Here is a 19,196-nt window from a genome sequence, read left to right as displayed (position 1 = left end):
TCGGCTTGGCCGACGGTGCGCGACAGCGCGTTGTCTATACGCGACGAATGCGCGCTGTACCATGCCGACCTTATGACGTCTGAGGCGTCTGAGTTGGGCGACAGGCGCTCGGCAGTGCAATGAGGTTCGCGTTGGCACCGGATTGCTTACCTCCGTGCGTACTGATAAAAACGCCCTGATTAACATCCGCCACATAACGGCCAGGCATACCGACACCTAAAGATTGGCGCACGCGCAAACCTCGCCGTGAGCGAGGTGGTTTTGTGGATAAGTGGGATCAGGAGGTGACGCGATGCCAAACGATAGGCATCAGGCACGCAATGTGAAACGCGAAGCCGTGTGTGGGCGAGGACGAGGACGAGCGGTCGTTAGATTGTTAGATGGGTAGTCCGCAGCAGAGGTACACCATTACCATAGCTGTTCACCCTGGCCGATTTCATCGTAGGCGACTTGGTAACAGCGCTCGCGGTCCCACTCCGGATGGCGCAGTTTTAACAAGCCGACGCGCCGCGCGACAGCTTCGCCATGATCTTGCCTTGGGTCGTGCCTCTCCTTGGCCTTGGAAGCACGCTTGAGCCCCAGTGCTGCGACGGCCAGCGGCAGCGCGGAACGCGCCGCTGCACGGCTGTCAGTAGCTTGCTGGCGTCGTACCTTGGCCTGGCGCGCGACGGCCCGATAACGGCGCAAAACGGCTTTGCCGCGTTCGTGGCGTAACCACTTCGCCAGACCGAAGGCCGCAAAGAGCGCCGGGGGCATTTGACGAAGGGCGGGCAGGCTACGGTATCCACCGTCCTGGCCATGCTCTACGCGCTGCTGCGAGGTGATCAGCCCCGCGCGCAACAAGTCTCGCATCGCCCGTTCGGCACGCCGAAGGGACAGGCCCGCGTGTTTGGCCAAGAACGGAACTGTCAAGCTCATGAAGCGCCCCTCATGCAGCGGGATGCCGATGCGTAAGCTGGCCAAGTCGAGGTATTTGAGCATCGCGCGCAGCATTTGCACGCAGGCGATACGGCGCTCAACACGTTGTTGCCGGACACTGCCGTTTGCTGCATTGAGCGTGGGCAGGTGACGATTGGGCTGGTCAAGATACGCCTGCAGGCGCTCCCTGAGTTCCGTCAGAATCCGTGGGCGGCCATCCGCGTATGGGCTACGCGGGGTCATAGGGCTGGTTTCGTGTCATCGAACGGCATCGGCCGATCGTGGCTTTGCTGCACGGTGCGCTGTCCGCTTTGTCCGGGTGTCCCGAGCACGTCTTGCACATGACGCTCGATGCGCGCGCTGCGATGTTGGTCCATCGCCTGATTTAATCGTGTATCGCTGAACCGCACTCGCAGGCCCGCTTCGACCGCGACTTGGGCAGCGGCCAGTTGGTACGCCTCGTTGCCGCAGAGCGCGAGCGTGTGGCCGAACTTGCTCTGCGCCAGGCGCAGCCCGGCTTCGATCGCGCCGCGGTTGACTTGCAAAACCTGGACATCGGCACCACGATCGCGCACGACGTCCAGACCGTCCTTGCAATAAGTGACGTGGCCGCGCTCGTCGACTGACCAGGTAAGGTCCGGAGCGCGGAAGATAATGGCGTTGTATTCGGGCGGGTGACCCTGATCGGCCCGAATCACATTGAAAGCCGCATCGGCCTCCGGTTGCACCACAGGTGTGGTACGGCGCAGCTCTCCGAGTGCCTGTTCATCGCCTTGATCGGCACGGGTGCGTAAGAATTGCGCGAAGCTCGGCCCTTGCGCACTGGGAAACCGTTCCTTGAGCGCGGCCCGCTCCTGTGCGATGGCCTCGCCAAGCGCGTCGTTGCGGGCAAGATAATCGGCTCGTGCGAGAGACTGCGCCGCGCGTCTTGCCGCCGGCGTGAGGCTTGGGTCTTGCTTGATGGCTAAGCGCTGGGCATCGAACTGGCCACGCACCACGGCGCGACGTTGCTGCTCGTCGGTTCGCTGCGTCAGCCACGCCTCGCGCCGGGCGGTGACATGCGCCTCACGTGAATGTGCATATTGCCGCCAAAGCGCCGCGCGCGGCAACTCGCGAACCGCCGGAATCGGCTCCCCCGCCTGTTGGCGTGCGTACATCGCGCGCAGCATGGGCGCGGCATCGGTCCAGGAAAGGTTTAGTTCCTTGGTTAAAAAGTCCGAGACGTTCAACGCGCGCCGCCCAGCGCGAATGCGCTCACTGCCGTCGCGCCCCATGACAACGGTATATTTGGCTGGACGCACGCCATGGGAATAAGACAGTTCTGCAAGCACACGTTGCGCGCTTAGGGTGCGCCGTATCTCGGTGAATTCGCTGTTCTGCGCTCGGATGCGATTGCGCTCACGAATATCGTAGGTGAGCTGTGACACAACGTTGTCCGATACCCTGCCGGTGCGTCTGTGCTGCAAAAAGGCATCGTCGCCCTCTCGTGATCGACGCGAGCCATACGGGGTCGACTCAGGAAGGCCCTGGTCATCGGGTGGTGCAGGGGCGCGCCATGCGCCGAAATCAAAGGCGGCCTCGCGGGCCTCGAAGTGATCGAGATAACCAGTCTCTTGGTGATCCGGGAATGGCACCGATGGTGGCATATCCGCCGGCGGCATCGCCGGTAGATCCACGAAAGGATCTCCAAAGGCATAACGCGCTTCAAGCGCACGATGATACGCTTGGAGCGCCTCGGGGCGAGTGTTATCGCCTACCCATGATGGACGTGAGCCGTCCGCGTCCGACGCGGGATTATGCTGGTCATCAGGTGGCGCAGCGGGCCACCACGCGCCAAAGTCAAAGGCGGCCTCGCGGGCCTCGAAGTGATCGAGATACGCAGTCTGTTCGTGATCCGGGAATGGCACCGCTGCTGGCATATCCGCCGCCGGCATCGCTGGTAGATCCACAAAAGGATCTCCAAAGGCGTAACGCGCTTCAAGCGCACGATGATACGCTTGGAGCGCGTCGGGACTATGGGGCGCTACTCGTTGCGCTGCAAACTCTCCAGCGCGATCTGCACCCCATCGCACGCTGTCCTCGGGTACGGCGAACTCTGGCTCCAGCTCGTGAACCGCATCACGCGACAGAAGCACTGAAGATCGATCGCCGAGGCGGTCCAGAGCGCTCCCGGGCAGGTTTCGCATAAGGTCGAAGGGCTCGGCCGACGGCTGCGGCCCACCTGCGACAACGTCAAACTGTGCATCGAGACCGAGGTATCCATCGGCGCTGCGCGCTGGCTGGTCTTGCCATTCGGGCTCTTCGCGCCTTTCCCACCCGTCGTGCCACCCGGGGCCTGCGACGCCAAACTCTCGTTCGCCTCGTCCATCTGCGGGATCGAACGGCTCGGCATCGAGTGCAAATCCGTCATCGGCTCGTGCGCCTCGCCATCCCACTGTCCAGAAGGTGTCGTCTGATCCATCATGGTATGCCTTTACATGTTGTGCGTAAAAACCGCGTTCAAGTTCCGCGAGCATGAGCGCGCGGTCGTAAGGAGAAGATTCCTGGTAACGCTGATACTGCCTGCTGCCGCTATTGAGATATTTGACCTCGCGCGAACGCGTGGCGTACCACTCATCGAGTATCGCCGTTGCCGCTTGCGGCGTGTCGCGCGGCGCGGCACCCACCTCGTACCGATCGGCTGCATCGGCGGATAAGGCGCGAAGCTTTTCCTGGGTGGGCAATGCGATAAAAGCCGGTGTGAAGACGTATTCCTTCAGATTCGTGCCTTTGGGTGCATCGTGGGGCTTGACGTTCGGATAGGCATCCTCGTGCCCCGCGTTACGCATGCGCACCGCACCGTGCTCGGCCAGCAGCCCCATGAAGTCATCGTAATTGACGATATTGCGATCCAGCATCGCATCCAGGATTTGCTCTTTGAGGGCACGACCATTCGCGCGAAACAGATCGCCGCGATAGCGGCTGATCATCTCCGACGCATCGCTAAGCACCGTGCGGCGGTTATCTTTTGGGCTGGCCAGCCCATACTGTGCATTCGTGTGCTCCTGGAAAGCGTCGATGTATTGGATGTTGTATTTTTCAAAACCCAATGGCCGCAATGACTGTCCAGAAATAAGATTGGTCTTCGGTATAACAATATGAATATGCGGCTTGCGTTCCACGAGCTCGCCGCTCGACTGGTCGATGTAGCTCTTCACACGCGGCAAATGCGCCTCGGCGTAGAAGCAATATTCGTCCGAACGATACGCATGCATGGCGAACGACTCAAAATCACGCGCAATTTGCAATAACGTTTGACGATCGATGTGATCCTCCTTGAACGAGAGCGTGATGCTCAGATAGCGCGAGACGCGCGGTGGCGCATCGATCGATTGAATCACCGCGTCGGTCAGATCGAGGTCACCTGCGAGCACCACCCGCTCGTCAAGCTCGTCGCGGCTAAGCGACCGACCTATCTTCTGACCGTCCTCGAGGTACTGCTTGACGCCGTCATGACGGCCGGAGGGCCTAATCAACACGATACAAATGCGCCTTGAGCAACTGCGTGATCATTTCAAGCTCGTCGGCCACCGCCGCGAAAGTCGTTTCGGAAAGCTTGCCGGACAAGCGCGCGGTGTTCGCCACGTGCGCGAGTTGGTTCAAGTTGTTGCCCGTCTTATTGATCACATACATGATGCGGCGGCGCTCGGCCGTGACCGGCGGCCGCGCCACCACTTCGGTGCGGTTCGTCAGAATGCAATCGCGCAAGAACTCGGAAGAACTCATACCCGAGTGCTTCACCTTCTCGCTGAATGTGCGCCATTGCTCATGATTCAAGCGCGTGCTGATTGGCTTGCCAAGCGACACGGCAAGCTTTTTTCGGCCCCGGCGCGTCGGCTCAGCGCTCGTATTGCGATCGTGGGTGCTCATCGCAAAGCGTCAAGGTCCGTGCTGGACGGTTCCGTATTTCGAATTTACGGCACCTTTTACATCGCTTCCCGCGGATTGACACTGGTCCAAGAAGTTGCCACGTGCAGTAGCCGTGCCGCTCAGATCGAAGTGACCATGATGAAAGCGCACGATGGAGAAGTAATCCGCATCGTATTTTCTGCACGACTCCCCCCCATCGCTACCCGTCATCAAACCCGCAAGGCACAACACCGCGCCGCACGCATCCTGGTTGTCGTCCGCATGTGCCAGGCTCGCTATGAGCGCCGCGCTCACTGCCGCCGCTGTGATCATTGACTTTTTCATCGCTTCCCATTCCCGATTGCTAGAGACCGTGACCGCCGCGCTATCTATCTGTCTGCCGCGCCTTTCCTACCGATCCAGGCTTCATCATCAGGATCGAACAAGAATAAAATCTTCTTCACCGCAATTTCCCATGCCTCGCGCTCGGTATCAGCTCTCGGTAGCAGGTCTTCCGGTATGAGTTGGTCGATCTCGTTGGTAATCGAAATAAACCACTGCGCGCGTTCGGCTTGGCTTAATGGTCGACCGTCATCATCTACCTGATAAACATCGCCCACGCGATAGACCGCGACGCCCGCTGCCATCAAGCGCCGAACGGCCAGCGCGAAGTCTCCCGTGGCGTTGAATCGAGCAAGGTAGCGCGCGAGTGGATCGGCATCGGCCACCACATAAACCGGTTTCTTATCTTCTGACATGTCTTATCACCTCCCGTTACGGGCTCATGGGGTATCGTTCTTGGGGACCTGAATACGCCCTTAACGCACGGGCTTGTAGGGCACGCCCTGCTCCCACCTGCTTTGCCAGTGCGTTTCATAGCTGCGCCCGATCGCAGGGCAACTGGCGATCACGATGACGTTTTCACTATTGCGCCTCGCCGCGGACAAGCTGTAATTGAATGACCCCGTTTGCACGGTTTCACCGTCGGCGATAATGTATTTATCGTGATGTATTGCATACGAAGAGATGGTGCGAACCGCAATGCCCGCTTCGACGAGTTGCGCCAATGCGCTCGGCCCCATCCTTGCGCCAGGTTCGTTTTCGGTGGCATCCGCGATTACCGCCACATCGACGCCACGTTCCTTTGCTGCGATGAGCCGGCGCACCACATCAGGCGAGGTGAAGGTGTAGGCAGCCAATTGCACACGTGAATGCGCCTGGTCGATCACGTCGTCAACCAGCACCGCGGCGCTGCCCTCTGGCGAGAATCCCGATTTCAGCTCGCAGACACTGCTCGCCGTACTCGTCCAGCGCGCGGCGCGTTGGGAAAGCGTCGGCCACTTGATAACCATCATCGCCAGGAGCGCCGCGCTTGCACCCGTGACTGCGCTCCAGCGAAGGGCGTTCCGAGCCCGGCTCACCCGTTCATGCTTTGGCTGTTGTTCGAGCATCTTATCTCTCCATACTCATTCGATATTGATTTGCACCGCGTTATAGCCCGAGCAGGTGCGAGAGGTGCAACGCGCCCCATAAAGCGACGGCGCCCGCGCAAAAGGCAATTGCGACAGGGATGCTCGCAAAGCGCGGCGAGAGCGGCGCCGTTCCTGGCCAGCGGATCTTGATCGGGTCGCGCCGCTCTAGCGCCAGGCGCAGCCGTGCCAGTTCGTCGGCCACTTCCGCCGTCGCGGCTTGGCGCGCCTGGTCCGCAGCCTTCGCCGCGAGTTCGCCAACGAAGCTCTGCCGCGCTTGGCCAACGAGCTTTGACCACTGCGTGGTTTCTTCGCGCAGTGCCTGCACTGTTGCGGTAAGCCGTTGGTCGGTAGCGTCCATGAGCATGGCGACATGGTGCTGCGCATCCACCACTTTCATCTGCTCGATCAGGATTTCGGCGAGCACCGCTAATTCGTTCGATGCGGGCATCGTGGCGAGCACCTTACCCAGGCGTACCGATGCTTTCTCTGCACTATCCGAGTCAGGGGCGCGCTCGTTCACGGCCGCACTCCGTCCATCAAGGCATCAAAGGCCTGATCCAACAATGGCTCGATCGATAGCGCCTTGCGCTTGAGCGCCACTAACCGCACAAGCCTGTCTTTCTCCGCTTCACTTGTCGCATCGTGCAGCTGCGCCTTGTAGTCGATTCCATCGGTCGCGATGTCGTGAATCGTGCGCCCAGCGGCAGCGGCGAGCGCGAACACATCGCTCCTGGGCACCAAGGCATCCAGGTTTAACGTAAATGTTTTCGCACGCTTGTGCAGTTCGAAAAGCTGACCAAAGTAACGACGCAACGTCACGTCACGCTCCTCACTCTTGATCAACTCGACCTTATTCAATAGCAAGCGAATGCGATTTGACTCCACGCCAAGACTAGCGAGAAGATTGATCGTCTTGATTGTGTCCTTCATCTGCTTGCTTTCCGGCTCGACCGGCACGACGAAGCAGGTATAGTCTTCTTGTGAGCCAGCGGACGCATCCAATCGATTTAAATATTCCTCCACATTCGAGGCGCCGATGTCGACCAGGAAGTCGGTTCCGCGCATCAGATCGGCATGCAGCTCATCAAAGCGGGCGGCAATCATCACCTCGACCGGCGCTCCCGCCGAATCGTCGGTGTTGATCGATTCGACTTGTCGCATGCTCATATGCGCAAGACGGGGAGCAAGCAACTCGCGCGTCACGGTGGTCTTACCGACGTTGCCCGAGCAATTCACAATGGCAATACTCATTTCACGTTCCTTTTATCCAGACAGACAGATCGCGACCTGCGTTACATAGCGGGCTTGTTGCTAACCGGTTGGAGGGATGGCGAGGCCTGTGCGACAGGCGCGGCCTTCGGGGCGCTCCAACCGTCCCGCAACGCGGCGTGGCGTTTATCGAGTTCGGACACCGCCGCCTCCCAGTTCAACCCACCTTGATTCATCATTCCTTCGACCTCGACACCCGCCTTCATTCGCGCATCGAAGCGGTTTAGCACCTCGTTACGCGCGCGCAATGGCATGCCTTCCATGGCCTCGATTAACCGTTCGCGGATCTGCGCCACCGTCACGGGTGGCGCTTGCGTAGCCGGTTGCGGCGCGGCCTCGCGTGTGACTTCCCAGGTATTGCGAAGCACCTCCTTGTCTTGCATTCCCGTCACTCGACCCGCCGCATCGCGCACCGGCTCCTGTACGGTCACCGGCGTCTCGCCTATATTTTTCAGTGAGATCGTGTCGCCCGGTTTCGCTTCGCTGGCCTGCATCGCTCTTTTGAGGTCCACGCCCCACACGGTCTGCTCATGCCCTGTGGCATCGCGGTACTGCACGAAGTACGAATACGACGCATCGGGTTGATGCTGGAAGCGCGCGGCGCCATGCGCGAGCAATACCCCGTTAAGCGTATCGGCGGGCTTCGCGGCAACGCCGGGTACCGGTTCGTCAATCGCCGATTGCCTGGCGGCCTGCACCGGCGTGGCCGCTGGCGCTGTACCGGCTCGCGGTACATCCCGTTTTACCGAATCTGGCTTAGGATCAACGACGGGAGCAGGAGCACTACCGGCTTTGATCGTCAGCGCATCGCGCTCGCGCTTAGCCGCTTCCAGCAAGGCAAGATCGGATTCCTTGGGCGTGAAATTCTTGACCTCAATGCCCCCATCGAGCGCCGCTTCAAGCCAGGCGTTACGCCGAAACGTCTCACTGCCCTTGACCGTGATCGCGTCGATGTTCTTGGCCTTCATCACGGCCAGCATGTCCGCGATCGTGCCGCGATCGTTTTGCTGGGTAATTAAGCGCTTACCCACATCCTCAAAATGGGGCTTGGTCGCAGGTGTGGGTTGCGCACCTGGCTGCATCGAATCAAGTCGCCAATATCGCCCCTCCTTGATCATGTAGCGCGATGCGATATGCGCGGGGACCGTATAGCCGTCACTCGTCGTGATCGGTTTGCGCACGGCCGCATCGATGTCGATCTGGTTGTCCTCGATGTCTGTACCGCGCTCATCAGGCGGCGCACCCACCTCGGGCGATGCGTCTTCGGGCCGCGGCAGCGCTTGGCCGCGCTCGCGCAGCAGGGTTTGCGCAGCGACACGATCGGCCTCGCGGACCTTGCGAACGCGGTTGAGATCCGATTCGGACACCGTGTCCAGCACGGGCGGGGCCGCGTCGTTGGCCGGATTTTTTGCATCCGGCTCGTTGCTCGCGGGCGCGGGTGAGACGAGCGGCGCGGTTGCATCGTTGGCCGCCGCTCGGCCCTCGGAATGGTTTTGCTCTTGCTGGTTTTGCTCTTGGTTTTGCTCTTGCGGCGCGGATGGCGTGTTGGCCGTCTCGCTCTTCGAAGGCCCGGCAATGTCGGACATCGGTGGCGCATCGGCCTGGTCAGACGGTGCGAGCGATTCCGGCACCTGCCGCAAATCCCGGTCATCGACCGCTTGGTCTGCCTCGATGCCGATAGGGCTCAGTCCCGCCTCTTGCCGAAGGGCGTTCAATGCCCGTGCCGCGCGCGGCGGCAGCGCCTGCGCCGCGAAGTCGCTGCCAGCTCGGATGCGCTGTCCTATCGCACGCTCACCGTTCTCGGGCGAGCCCGACTTGCGCCACGCCTCGCGATGAATGGTCTCCAAACGCTCTTCCAACGCCAGCGTCGCCGTGACCTCCGCGCCGCGTAGCGTCGAAGACGTGGCGATCGACTGAATCATGTCGCGGTAGCGGCGGCCCAGCGTTACATCGTCCAGCACAGCCCGCGCATCCGCTTTAGGCAGGGCACGCGGCTCGGCTTCGGCGTTACCTTGCTCGTATAGATGCTGCCGCTGGGCAAAATACGCACGCCGCGCCTCGATGATCGCACCCCGTATCGCATCGATACTCTCGAATGCCGATCCGCCCTGCTCCTGGACGCGGTCTCGCGCGGCCAGCGCCGCTTTTTCCTCCGCGAGACGCAACGCTTCGCGCACAAACTGGCGTGACTCGTCGATGGGCTGATCCGTCAAGCCGCTAAGACGCTGTGCCTCGCGCTCGATATCCGATTCGAAGTCATCGGATTGCCCCTCGCTCAGTGGCCGCTCCTTCGGACCTGATGGCATCCAGCGCGCGAACAGACTCAGGTCGCTTCCCGCTGGCACATACCATTTCTTCTCGCGGCGATCGAACTTCGCCCCCAGTTCCCGCGCGCTCTGCTTTTCCTTGAACGGCACATCAAGATACGTCCGCTCGCCTTTGGGCTTATTTGCATCAGCCATTCGCTGCCTCCGTCATGTCGTAATCCGCCGGCACGTTGACCGGTTCACTCAGGGAATCGAGACCCACGCCATGCGCAGCACCGATATCCAGTCGGATGCCGGCCAACAGTGCGCGTACGTCATCGCGCATCACCAGACCCAGTTCGACCAGGTCATCAGCAAATCCGGTGAGCGCCACGTTCGTGGCGACGGGTCCGGGCTCGCGTTGATCCAGCGCCAATAGCTCGGCCGCTGTGAGCGCCTTTGCACCGGCTTGGCGCGCTAGGCGAATCTCTCCTGCCGCCTTGGCGGACAGCGCGGCGTGATATTGCCGTGGGTTGTTGATTGGAATACCGGTGGCACGCAGTTCACCCGCTTGCCAGGCGGCCTTGATGTCGTCCTCGCACGGCAAGTCATCGGCTACCGCCGCAAGCGTCGGACTCACCGCACGCATGCGGTCGATGAAAAGCGCATCCTCGAAATACGTGGCCTTCTCGCACAGGATGGGGCGTTGGAAACCCAGCACGATCTCCTGATAGGGCTCCATGCGCTTGAGCTCCTGATCCAACATCAAGGCGCGTCCCTGGTCCGACGTATTCGTTCCCGTGGAGGTGTTGCGCCCGCGACTGCGACTGGTCGAGGTCGCTTTTTGCGTGAATGTACCGAGTGTTTCGGATAATTCCTTCGCATCCTGCTGATTGCCAGGCGCGTAAGCGACGAGCACCGCGTGGTTGGTGAAGAGCGTACGAGTGCCGGCCACGCCATACAATTCGTTTGGCTCAGTCTGCGTCTTCGATTGCAGGATCGTCAAAAGACGTATCCAGTAGCCCGCGATGAACGCGTTACCCTTATCGATGACGTCAATGCGCCCAATCGCGGGGAACTCATCGAGGACCAGCAAACACTGATACCCAATTGTCGGGTCCTCGCCAGGTAGCACATCGAGGTTGTCTTCGATGCATTGCGTAAAAAACAGGTTGGCAAGCAAGCTGGCGACTGACAGGTCACGCACCGGCAGGACCACATAGATGGATATCGGTTCACGCCGCACCCGATCTAGATCGAAATCGCATGCGCTCGTGGCTTGGTCCACAATCGCATTACTGAACAGACGCAGCCCTGAATTGAAGGTCGAGACGATATTGAGCATCGTTTCATCGGGGGAGGCCAGCACCCGGGAGAGCGCGCCCAGGCAGTCACCCGAAAGCGGCTCGCCCTCTTTGGTCTCGTGCTGCATCAGCTCTGAGAGGTGTTCCCGGACCGTCTTGTCGGGCTTGGTCGCAAGCCGCAACACTTGCCCGAACGTGCAATCGGCTGTCATTTCCATTAAATAGAGGGCCAAACCCAAGAACAGGTCGCTTGCCTGCTCGTAAAAGAATTTATTGCGCGCATCACTCGTGTGATACAGGCGCGCGGCGATCCTTTGCAAGCGACCCACGCGCACGAAGGCGGGGCTTCTGGCAATCTTGAACAGCGGATTCCACCGGTGGGTATAACCCCCTTCATCGAACGGCGCCCAGCGAAACACCTTTTGGCCGCAAGCCTGCCGATACCGCGATGTCAGATCGAAGTTCTCGCCTTTGACATCGAGCACCACGACCGAATCCGAAAACGTAAGCAGATTCGGAATGACGATGGCCACGCCCTTGAAGGAACGCGTCCGGGCAGCCACCATCACGAACTGCGTGCCGCGAAACGTCAAATACTTGCCCTTGTACCGTCCGACGATGATGGAAGGGTCGCGCGCGCCCTCCTTGCCCCGCGTACGCCCATTCGCCTCGTCCATCAAACCGTAACGCCGAATCTCGTGCGCCCGCGCAAAGCGTGCATCGCCGTGTAGTTCGCGCTTAGGCTTGGCGACCAGCGCGGCGGCCACCGCCACGATCGGCAGCAACGGTATCGCAGCCGACACCACGCTCGCGATAAACAAGGAGCGCTTGACCGCCTTCTCATCGCCGAACGCTTGCCAATAATCGCGAAGCGTCCACAAGCCAATCACCGAATCGGGGAGTTTTTCTAATTTGGCGAAGAGCGCAGCGCCCGCGAATTGGCCGGCCACAACCAGTGCCGTTATCGCCAACAGCGCGACCAGCCCGCCGGCGACAACCCGATCAAGCATCGTGGCGCGCTTTAGCAGGACCGCACTCGCGCAGATTCCCCACACAACACATGTACCGCACAAGGCCCCGATCAGCAAGGCCCGTTCAACGGCATCCGTTACGAGGCCTTCAAGGTGCAATGGCCGCGCACCAAGAAAGAGCACTGCACCCGCAAGCGCTGCGAGTAATATGTCCAGGAGGATGCGCTTTTTCATACGCATCTCTTGCTCGGTATATGCGGCAAATCAAACGTGTTGATCTGCTCCATGGCCTCGCGTGCGGCGATCGGATCGCGATCCCGCATTGCCAAGGTCAGCATGGCCAGCGCGGGCCAGTCACCCTCCACCCGTATGGGCACGGTATTGTCCGCCGCTGTCGAGTGATACAAAGGACTGACCAGGCAGGCCATTTGCCGCATGATCCGGTTGGGGCTCGCCGCCATAACGGCGGCATGGAGTTCGACGTGCGCTTGCACATACGCGCCAAGTGTCTTGGCGTGCATCCGATTCGCGCACGCTGAGATAACCCGAGCGCGCTCCTCGGCAGTCGCGCCCTGCGCCGCATCGCCGGCGGCGATCGGTTCGAAGGCGCGACGCAAGGCCACAATAGCGGCCCTGAAAGCACCGTCCGTGTCGAACGAGAGACGCCAGCGCACCACATCGCCATCAACAATTTGCCATTGATCTTCTTGAAGGACACGCATACCCAACCGTGTGCGCACCTTGATTGCCCCGCACGCCAGCAATCGGCTCATTGCTTCGTGAAGTCGCGTCCCGCTCACGCCCAACTTCCCGGCAATCGCCTCATGCGAGGGTAACGCCCGGGTCGCATCGCACAGCAGCAGTATCTTCTCGGCCAACCAGGCCCGCCTCTCATCAGATGAACCCTTGCTGTAACTCATGCTTCTCCTCTAAGTAGTTGCATTTTCGTGACTGGATCGAAGTAGATTTCCGTCAGCTCACGGTTTTCCAGGAAGAGCACGACGTCGAGCGTCGTGCGAATCTCGCGCATCAAATAGTCCAGTGACAGCGTCTGCCCCACGGGGCTTTGTTTCACCAACGTCGCGATGCGCGAAAGCGCTGCGATCGAATCGTTGGCGTGCACCGTCGTCAATCCGCCGTCATGGCCAGTATTGAGCAGCGTGAGATAGTCCCAGGTCTCATCCCCCCGCAATTCGGCCAGTAACACCCGATCGAACTTCATGCGTAACGTCGCCTTGACGATGCGTCGTGCGGGAATCGCCTCGCTATAGAACAAATGAACGTGATTGCGATGCAGCGGCAGGGGCAATTCGTGGGTGTCCTCGATCGTCGCGATGCGCGCCTCGCGAGGGATGATCGGAATCAAGTCGGCCAGCGCCTTCATCAAGGTCGTCTTACCCGATCCGGTGCCGCCAACGAGCACGATGTTCAACCGGTTCAATATGGCAAGCGTCAAGAAACGCACCACGTCGCGTTGACGTAGCGCGTCGAGCATGTCTTGCTGATCGCGCGAAAGACCACCGGCACCCAACGCACGAGCGGGGTTAAAAACCGGGGTGGCACGGCTCACATCGAGCCCTTGGGTGCCTGCGCGTGAAGCCGCCGCCTCAATGACATCTTGCGTCATGCGTGCCGCGGTGCCTTCACGAACCACATCCCGGAACCGATCAAACTTGCCCGCCTGCGCCCACTCATTGACCGAGAAGCGCGTGGCGCTCGGCACGCGTATCGTGAGCGAGACCGTTCCAGGCTCGCACGCCGGCGCAATGACGATTTGCCCGCGCTCACCATCGGGCAGCCGCACTGGCTTTTCCGGTTCCGACGCCGACAGTGGCGGTTTAGCCTTGTTGTAGATAGCGAGGGCCGGTGCGAACTGGTTGAGCGCTTCGAGCGAGGCGTTCGGTAAGTCGTGCCGTTGCCAGCCCTCACTCGTCTCCGTCCAGCCTTCATGGGGGCGATTAATCGCGAACTCGGTCACCCCAGGTGTTGCCAGCAGTGCAGCGATACCAAGCGTTTTGAGGTGGCTGCGCACCGTCACACTGTCGTCGTATGCCATGTGTTTACTCCTACGGTTTCGCAAGCTCGTAGACATCGGAGAAATCGACATCTCGCGCAACGAAAATCGTCGTCATCGAGCCGTATTTCGAATACGCCGTCGGCGGTACGTTGATCGTGTTACGCAGCGTCTCGGAGGCAACCTGCCCGGCCGAATTCGTCGTGTTGTTGAATTGCACGCCATTGCTACTGGTTCCCGCGTTCGCCGCAATGCTCGACAGCGCCTGACCTGCATCGCTGATAAGGCTGACCATCATCGCCCCGCCGAACCGTGTCCAGAAATGGGTATCCACATACGCGGGCAAACCACTGCCGCCAAGCGCATCGGCGGCGGGCGAATCCAGTTGAACCTTCACCCCCGCCGGGGTGGTGAGCCGCGTCCAGATCACGAAGATGCGGGCCTGCCCTTGCATCAGTGCCTGCCGCTGTTCGCCCACCACCTCGGAGCCACGTTCAACGAGCAGCACCTTGCCGTTTGCCGAATAGACATCCTTGGCCACATGGCAGGTGGTCATGCCGGGATAGTCTGTGACGATCTCCGCACCCTGCACGCAAGGAATCGTCGTCCCAGCAATCAACAGGAAGTCGCGCGAGGGCATCAACTCGGCCTTGACGCTCTCCAGCTTCGAGGGCTGCAACTTGCCGTCCAGGCCATCTTTCGCAAATTCACCACGCGCAGTGCCGATGGCAGACGCGGCACCTGGCCCCGACGAGCGCGGCGTCTGGTCGTTGAAGCTCAGTAACACGTCGCCATCAAGCTTGCGCTCCTGCGGTGTTTGCACCGCGCTCGCGGCATTGGCTACCGCAGCGCCGCTCACATTCGATGCGGTGGCGCCATCCGCATGCGCTGGTTTAGGCAGCGCCGCGTTGGCCGCCGCGACCTCCGAGGCCATGGCCGCGTCGGCGGCGCGCTGCCTTTCGATTTTCGCCTGATCCCGGCCGAAGTCGTGATGCGCATCCGATGGCTTGTCCTTCGCCGCATCCACTCGTGCCGCGAGGGTTTGCGCATGCTGCTGCGCGCTCCAGCGCTTGATCGCGAGACCCACTGCAATCGCGCCAAACAGCAACACCAACACAAGCCCGATCACGACCGGCAACATCCGCAGTGGGCTCTTGCGCTTCGTGCGCGTGATACCCGGCACACCTCTCTCACCCAAGCTAGCCTCGGGCGACGCCGGTACAGAAGAAGGTGTCGTATTGTTCTCATTGATCATCGCCGGCCTCCTTGTGCTTCACCAGACGCACCGTGCCGGGAACCGTCGTACCCGCGGGGTCGAGCTGCCCATCGGGCCGGTATGCGTTATTACGGATACCGAGCACGGCGTCCCCCAGGCGTAGATTGAAACGCTGCGCCGTGTCATGCACGACGAGCACAGGGCCGCGTACATCATCGGGATTGACCAACGCTTCCTTGTTATCCCCATACACGCGGTAGATCTGAGGCAGGTCGCGGTTGGTGCGAAACTCGAAGTAGGTAAAACGCCCGTCATCCCACAAGGCCGTGGGCGCCAACGCCGTGTCGCCGTGCATGTCGTAGTCGGCGTTGCCCGTACCACGCGTGTCAACCGTCTGCGCCAGCAGTGCGCGTGCTTCGGCCGAGCGCACGGCTGCCGCAGCACTTTGTTTTGCCTGCGTGTCCGGATACGCGAAACTCAATGACCAAATCGCGTCTTCGTGCCGTGCCACAGGCACGAGCTTGAGCACATAGCGCCGTCTATTCGTCAGTAAAATCAGATTGGTTGCCGCATGGGCGGCCTTGGGCTTGAAGAAAAAGCCATTGCCCGCCGGACCCGCAGACCACGCCTTGCCATCGCCCATGCCACCGCCGTCAATTTTTTCGCCTTTCTCAAAAATCAGGACAGTCGCCTCCCCGGCCCGATACGCCACTTGGTAGGTCTCATTCGGGTCATAGAGCGCGCAGGCAATATGCGCGTCACTGCCGCACGCGCCGGGCACGACTTCGGCAAAGACGCTCATGGGCGTTGCGGCCAGCGCGGCGATCAGTACCGCGCTCGCCTGCCTTTTACGAGAAAAAAGCGTCATGGCCTGGCACCTCCGCCCGAGGGCGCGGACTGCGCTGCCGTTGCCGCCGAGGGCATCGGTACCACGCTATCAGTCGTGCTGCGCGTCCAGTCGCGGTCGACCGAATAGCTCGTCACGCGAAACCCCGTCGGGTTGCGTGTCTGGTCGTTGCTGCGTGTGGGCAGCTCGCCGATTTCATAAGTGATGGTCGCGACCCAATATTCGGTCTTCGGTACCACAACGGCACCGCTACCCTGCGACGACAGGGGCACCATCGTCTTGGAGAAAAACACCTGCGCCGTCGATCCGATAAAAGTAATCGCCCCAATGCGTGCGATCACACGGTATTTATCGGTCAATATGTTCTGCGGCGAATTCTTATGGTCGTAGAGCGATGCATATTGCCCTTGCTCGCGTTCCGAATTCATCAGACTCACGGTGTCATAGGCATCTTGTATCGTGTACCAGTCGTAACTCTCGCGTAGCTCCACGTACTGGCGAAGCGCAGCACGCACCTCCAGTTCACCAAAGCTGACCGAGCCACTGCGCGCGACATCAATGACCTCGACATTACCCGTGGCGGTGTTGTCTCTGATGATAACCGGAGGAGAAGGTCTCTTTAGTTGTACTAACGCTGCTGAGCCAATAATGGAAACCAATGCGATAAACAGCGCACCGCCTGCCACGCGCCATGCGATTTTCCTGGCATTCTCTTGCAACTGCTGACGAGATTGCTCAAACACGAGCGCTTGCTTGAAATACATGCGAGCCATATCGCGTGGATCGGCATCCGCAAGCGCGGCTGCGGCATCGCGTAGCGCGGTAGCGTAAGCATTTGCCGCAAGGGTGCCCGGCGCAGACGTTGTTGCCACCAATTTCCTTGGAACCCATTTCATCGCACACCCTCCTGTGTCGCATGGTTCACCGGCATCCACGGCCCTTTTGGCTGCGTCGGCTTTGGCACCGACGAACACGCCCCGAGCAACGCGACGCTGCAAAGCACGACGATTATTCTCATGGTCACTCCCGATTCATGCGGTTTGCCGGAACCATCCGGCAAACACGATTCGATTTACTTCACTCGTTCAAATTCGTAGCCTGGCATGACAAGATGACCCGTGCTTTTGTCTATTGTGATGAAGTATGGAATATCACCGCTCACAAGCAGTTTTCCATCTTGTGCGACCGCCGGCTCTTTAACCACTTGCCAGCTATCAGCCGCGCTCTCTGCCGCGAAATTGGGCGCTTTGTGAGAAAGATAGAAATCGTCTCCGTCTCCATTTCTCTCGATACTTATCTGATCCCAACCACTCTTTCCGACATTCTTCCAGGTACCTACGAATTCGTTACCGTTGTGGTGACCACACCCTGATAGCGTGACGGTCAGAAAAACCAAGGCGGCTGATGCAATTAATCCGATAAGTCTCATGTAATACCCCTTGAAGATAATCAATGTCAGGCACCTTTCATCGCGTTGTTGCTCGCCCCTGACCCTCCACCGCCGCCAGAAAGGCGCATGGCCCGCATCGCCGCGCCGGCAGCGTTGCTGAACTGACCCACCATCGATGAGATACCAACTCCACCTGCCAGTTGCGATGCCAGGGACGGCAGGTTCAACGAGATAACGATGAACACAATCCCGCAGCTAACAATTTTTCCTTCGGTTGCGTATGTCAGGATCACGTCCGACACGTCAAACTTAGTTGGAAGCACCCAGGTCATATAGCTGACTTCCAAAGCACCCGCCGCACCGAAAAGGGCAACGAGAATGCCGTAGTTCAGGCACTGACCCACCCAATTCTGAAAGTACTGCCGAGTCGCCGGGAAAAGCGCTGTGACGATAAACGCGGGCCCCAAAGCCAGCAGCAGTCCGAGGGCGAACTTGGCAAGAATAATGAAGGCGGCCGCGATCGCCAGAAATGGCAATCCCACCAAGAGGACGCACACAGCCAGTACCGAGACTTCGACAAACAAGCCGATCTGAAGGGCTGTTAAACCCTTGTACATACTCGTAATCGCTGAAATGTACAGGTTCAACAAGGAGTCAAGTCCGTTGCTCAAACTGTCGCCGTTCATGATGGCGCTGCTTAGGTCGTCGCCGAGGCCATTAAAGAACGGGACCACGTATTCGCTGTAGTAACTGATGTTCATCCCGAAGGTCAGGACCGCCGCCCACCCTGCCATCTTCAGGAGAAAGTCCACGATCGGACTGTCGCTATGGCCACGCCAATACGACACCAGCACGAGCAACACATACAGACTGAAGCAGGCCGCGACCAACGGACTGATCAGCGAGATCATCTTGGCTGAACCCGTGTTAATGGTGTTGAGGACGGTCTCATCGAACCAGCTGAACATGTCAGAAAAAACGTGTAATTCCATGATGCATTACTCCCGTATCAGTTGGTATCGTCACCATCCAAACGCTGCTGCATATCCTGGTGAGCTTCCTGCTGTGCCAATTCCTTTTCCGCGTCCTGGAGCCGTACCATCAAATCAAGGCGGGTCTTCTCCGCGTTGATCGACGACACCTCTGCCGACCATCGGTTTTGCAGATCGGCTTTAGCAGCGGGGTCCTGCGTCATATTGGTCTGCTGCATCAGTTGCTGAATATTGTTAAGCCTGTCGATCGATGCCTGGTAGGAACGCATCGTCATTGCCTTATTCGCCGCAAGCGTATCGTTCAAGCGCTGCTGGCCAGGGGTGTACGCCGTCATGCCCTCCTGGGTTTCGATACTGCTCGCCAGCCCGCTAATGCCGTTCAATTGCCCGCTTTTGACCTGGTCGTACACCGACTGCCACTGATCGGGCAGGTAATTGCGCAAGGACGCATCGTTATAGATCTCGCCAAGTCCCCGGTTGCCAGTCATCGACTGGTACTGGTTCGTTAATAGCCCGTATTCCTGCTGCAACTGTTTGACCGTTGCGATGGCTTGGGCAATTGCCTGAATATCAAGCACCGGCACGCCCTGTGCATGGGCCATGGGCAACGTGCAGGTCAATGTCATTAACGCGGCCGCGCCGAGGATTCGCATTGTTTTCATCGTCCTA

18 protein-coding genes are annotated in these 19,196 nt (G+C 59.8%); all 18 read right to left on the bottom strand.

Going from position 1 to position 19,196, the window contains the following annotated elements; genetic code table 11:
* Nucleotides 1–408: 408 nt before the first annotated feature.
* Nucleotides 409–1,161, bottom strand: a complete 753-nt coding sequence (locus SJQ66_RS05125) for a hypothetical protein (protein ID WP_320533863.1) — start codon at nucleotides 1,159–1,161, stop codon at nucleotides 409–411.
* Nucleotides 1,158–4,436 (bottom strand): LPD7 domain-containing protein, encoded by a 3,279-nt coding sequence (locus tag SJQ66_RS05120; RefSeq protein ID WP_320533862.1) that lies wholly within the window; start codon nucleotides 4,434–4,436, stop codon nucleotides 1,158–1,160. Before SJQ66_RS05120 ends, SJQ66_RS05125 begins: the two co-directional genes overlap by 4 nt.
* Complete coding sequence (locus tag SJQ66_RS05115; RefSeq protein ID WP_320533861.1) at nucleotides 4,426–4,827, bottom strand: plasmid mobilization protein; 402 nt, start codon at nucleotides 4,825–4,827, stop codon at nucleotides 4,426–4,428. The genes SJQ66_RS05120 and SJQ66_RS05115 overlap by 11 nt, the downstream gene beginning before the upstream one ends.
* Nucleotides 4,828–4,836: 9 nt before the next feature.
* On the bottom strand, nucleotides 4,837–5,151 hold the full coding sequence (locus SJQ66_RS05110) for a TrbM/KikA/MpfK family conjugal transfer protein (protein ID WP_320533860.1): 315 nt from the start codon (nucleotides 5,149–5,151) through the stop codon (nucleotides 4,837–4,839).
* 44 nt (nucleotides 5,152–5,195) lie between these two features.
* Nucleotides 5,196–5,564, bottom strand: coding sequence for a hypothetical protein (locus tag SJQ66_RS05105; RefSeq protein WP_320533859.1), 369 nt, complete (start codon nucleotides 5,562–5,564; stop codon nucleotides 5,196–5,198).
* A 60-nt stretch (nucleotides 5,565–5,624) separates the two neighbouring features.
* Complete coding sequence (locus SJQ66_RS05100) at nucleotides 5,625–6,257, bottom strand: phospholipase D family nuclease (RefSeq protein ID WP_320533858.1); 633 nt, start codon at nucleotides 6,255–6,257, stop codon at nucleotides 5,625–5,627.
* A gap of 40 nt (nucleotides 6,258–6,297) precedes the next feature.
* Entirely contained in the window at nucleotides 6,298–6,798 is a 501-nt protein-coding gene (locus SJQ66_RS05095) for a hypothetical protein (RefSeq protein ID WP_320533857.1), read from the bottom strand.
* A complete protein-coding gene (gene stbB / locus SJQ66_RS05090) occupies nucleotides 6,795–7,529 on the bottom strand; it encodes a StbB family protein (protein WP_320533856.1) in 735 nt (244 codons plus the stop codon). The genes SJQ66_RS05095 and stbB overlap by 4 nt, the downstream gene beginning before the upstream one ends.
* A 41-nt stretch (nucleotides 7,530–7,570) precedes the next feature.
* Nucleotides 7,571–10,009: a DUF5710 domain-containing protein gene (locus SJQ66_RS05085; RefSeq protein WP_320533855.1), complete on the bottom strand. Its 2,439-nt coding sequence runs from the start codon at nucleotides 10,007–10,009 to the stop codon at nucleotides 7,571–7,573.
* Nucleotides 10,002–12,302 carry a type IV secretory system conjugative DNA transfer family protein gene (locus tag SJQ66_RS05080; RefSeq protein ID WP_320533854.1) on the bottom strand — a complete coding sequence of 767 codons (2,301 nt, stop codon included), beginning with the start codon at nucleotides 12,300–12,302 and terminating at the stop codon, nucleotides 10,002–10,004. The genes SJQ66_RS05085 and SJQ66_RS05080 overlap by 8 nt, the downstream gene beginning before the upstream one ends.
* Nucleotides 12,299–12,988 (bottom strand): FadR/GntR family transcriptional regulator, encoded by a 690-nt coding sequence (locus SJQ66_RS05075; RefSeq protein ID WP_320533853.1) that lies wholly within the window; start codon nucleotides 12,986–12,988, stop codon nucleotides 12,299–12,301. The genes SJQ66_RS05080 and SJQ66_RS05075 overlap by 4 nt, the downstream gene beginning before the upstream one ends.
* Nucleotides 12,985–14,124 (bottom strand): ATPase, T2SS/T4P/T4SS family, encoded by a 1,140-nt coding sequence (locus SJQ66_RS05070; RefSeq protein ID WP_320533852.1) that lies wholly within the window; start codon nucleotides 14,122–14,124, stop codon nucleotides 12,985–12,987. Before SJQ66_RS05070 ends, SJQ66_RS05075 begins: the two co-directional genes overlap by 4 nt.
* 10 nt (nucleotides 14,125–14,134) lie before the next feature.
* Complete coding sequence (gene virB10, locus SJQ66_RS05065; RefSeq protein ID WP_320533851.1) at nucleotides 14,135–15,337, bottom strand: type IV secretion system protein VirB10; 1,203 nt, start codon at nucleotides 15,335–15,337, stop codon at nucleotides 14,135–14,137.
* Complete coding sequence (locus SJQ66_RS05060) at nucleotides 15,327–16,166, bottom strand: TrbG/VirB9 family P-type conjugative transfer protein (protein WP_320533850.1); 840 nt, start codon at nucleotides 16,164–16,166, stop codon at nucleotides 15,327–15,329. Before SJQ66_RS05060 ends, virB10 begins: the two co-directional genes overlap by 11 nt.
* On the bottom strand, nucleotides 16,163–17,017 hold the full coding sequence (locus tag SJQ66_RS05055) for a VirB8 family type IV secretion system protein (protein WP_320533849.1): 855 nt from the start codon (nucleotides 17,015–17,017) through the stop codon (nucleotides 16,163–16,165). The genes SJQ66_RS05060 and SJQ66_RS05055 overlap by 4 nt, the downstream gene beginning before the upstream one ends.
* Nucleotides 17,018–17,217: 200 nt before the next feature.
* On the bottom strand, nucleotides 17,218–17,598 hold the full coding sequence (locus tag SJQ66_RS05050; RefSeq protein WP_244141727.1) for a hypothetical protein: 381 nt from the start codon (nucleotides 17,596–17,598) through the stop codon (nucleotides 17,218–17,220).
* Between the two features lie 2 nt (nucleotides 17,599–17,600).
* Nucleotides 17,601–18,527, bottom strand: coding sequence for a TrbL/VirB6 family protein (locus SJQ66_RS05045; protein ID WP_320533848.1), 927 nt, complete (start codon nucleotides 18,525–18,527; stop codon nucleotides 17,601–17,603).
* A gap of 17 nt (nucleotides 18,528–18,544) precedes the next feature.
* Complete coding sequence (locus tag SJQ66_RS05040) at nucleotides 18,545–19,189, bottom strand: TrbJ/VirB5 family protein (RefSeq protein ID WP_320533847.1); 645 nt, start codon at nucleotides 19,187–19,189, stop codon at nucleotides 18,545–18,547.
* Nucleotides 19,190–19,196 lie beyond the last annotated feature (7 nt).

It is taken from the genome of Robbsia andropogonis (genome assembly GCF_034047095.1).
Classification (GTDB): Bacteria; Pseudomonadota; Gammaproteobacteria; order Burkholderiales; family Burkholderiaceae; genus Robbsia; species Robbsia andropogonis.
This window is presented reverse-complemented; position numbering and strand designations above follow the sequence as displayed.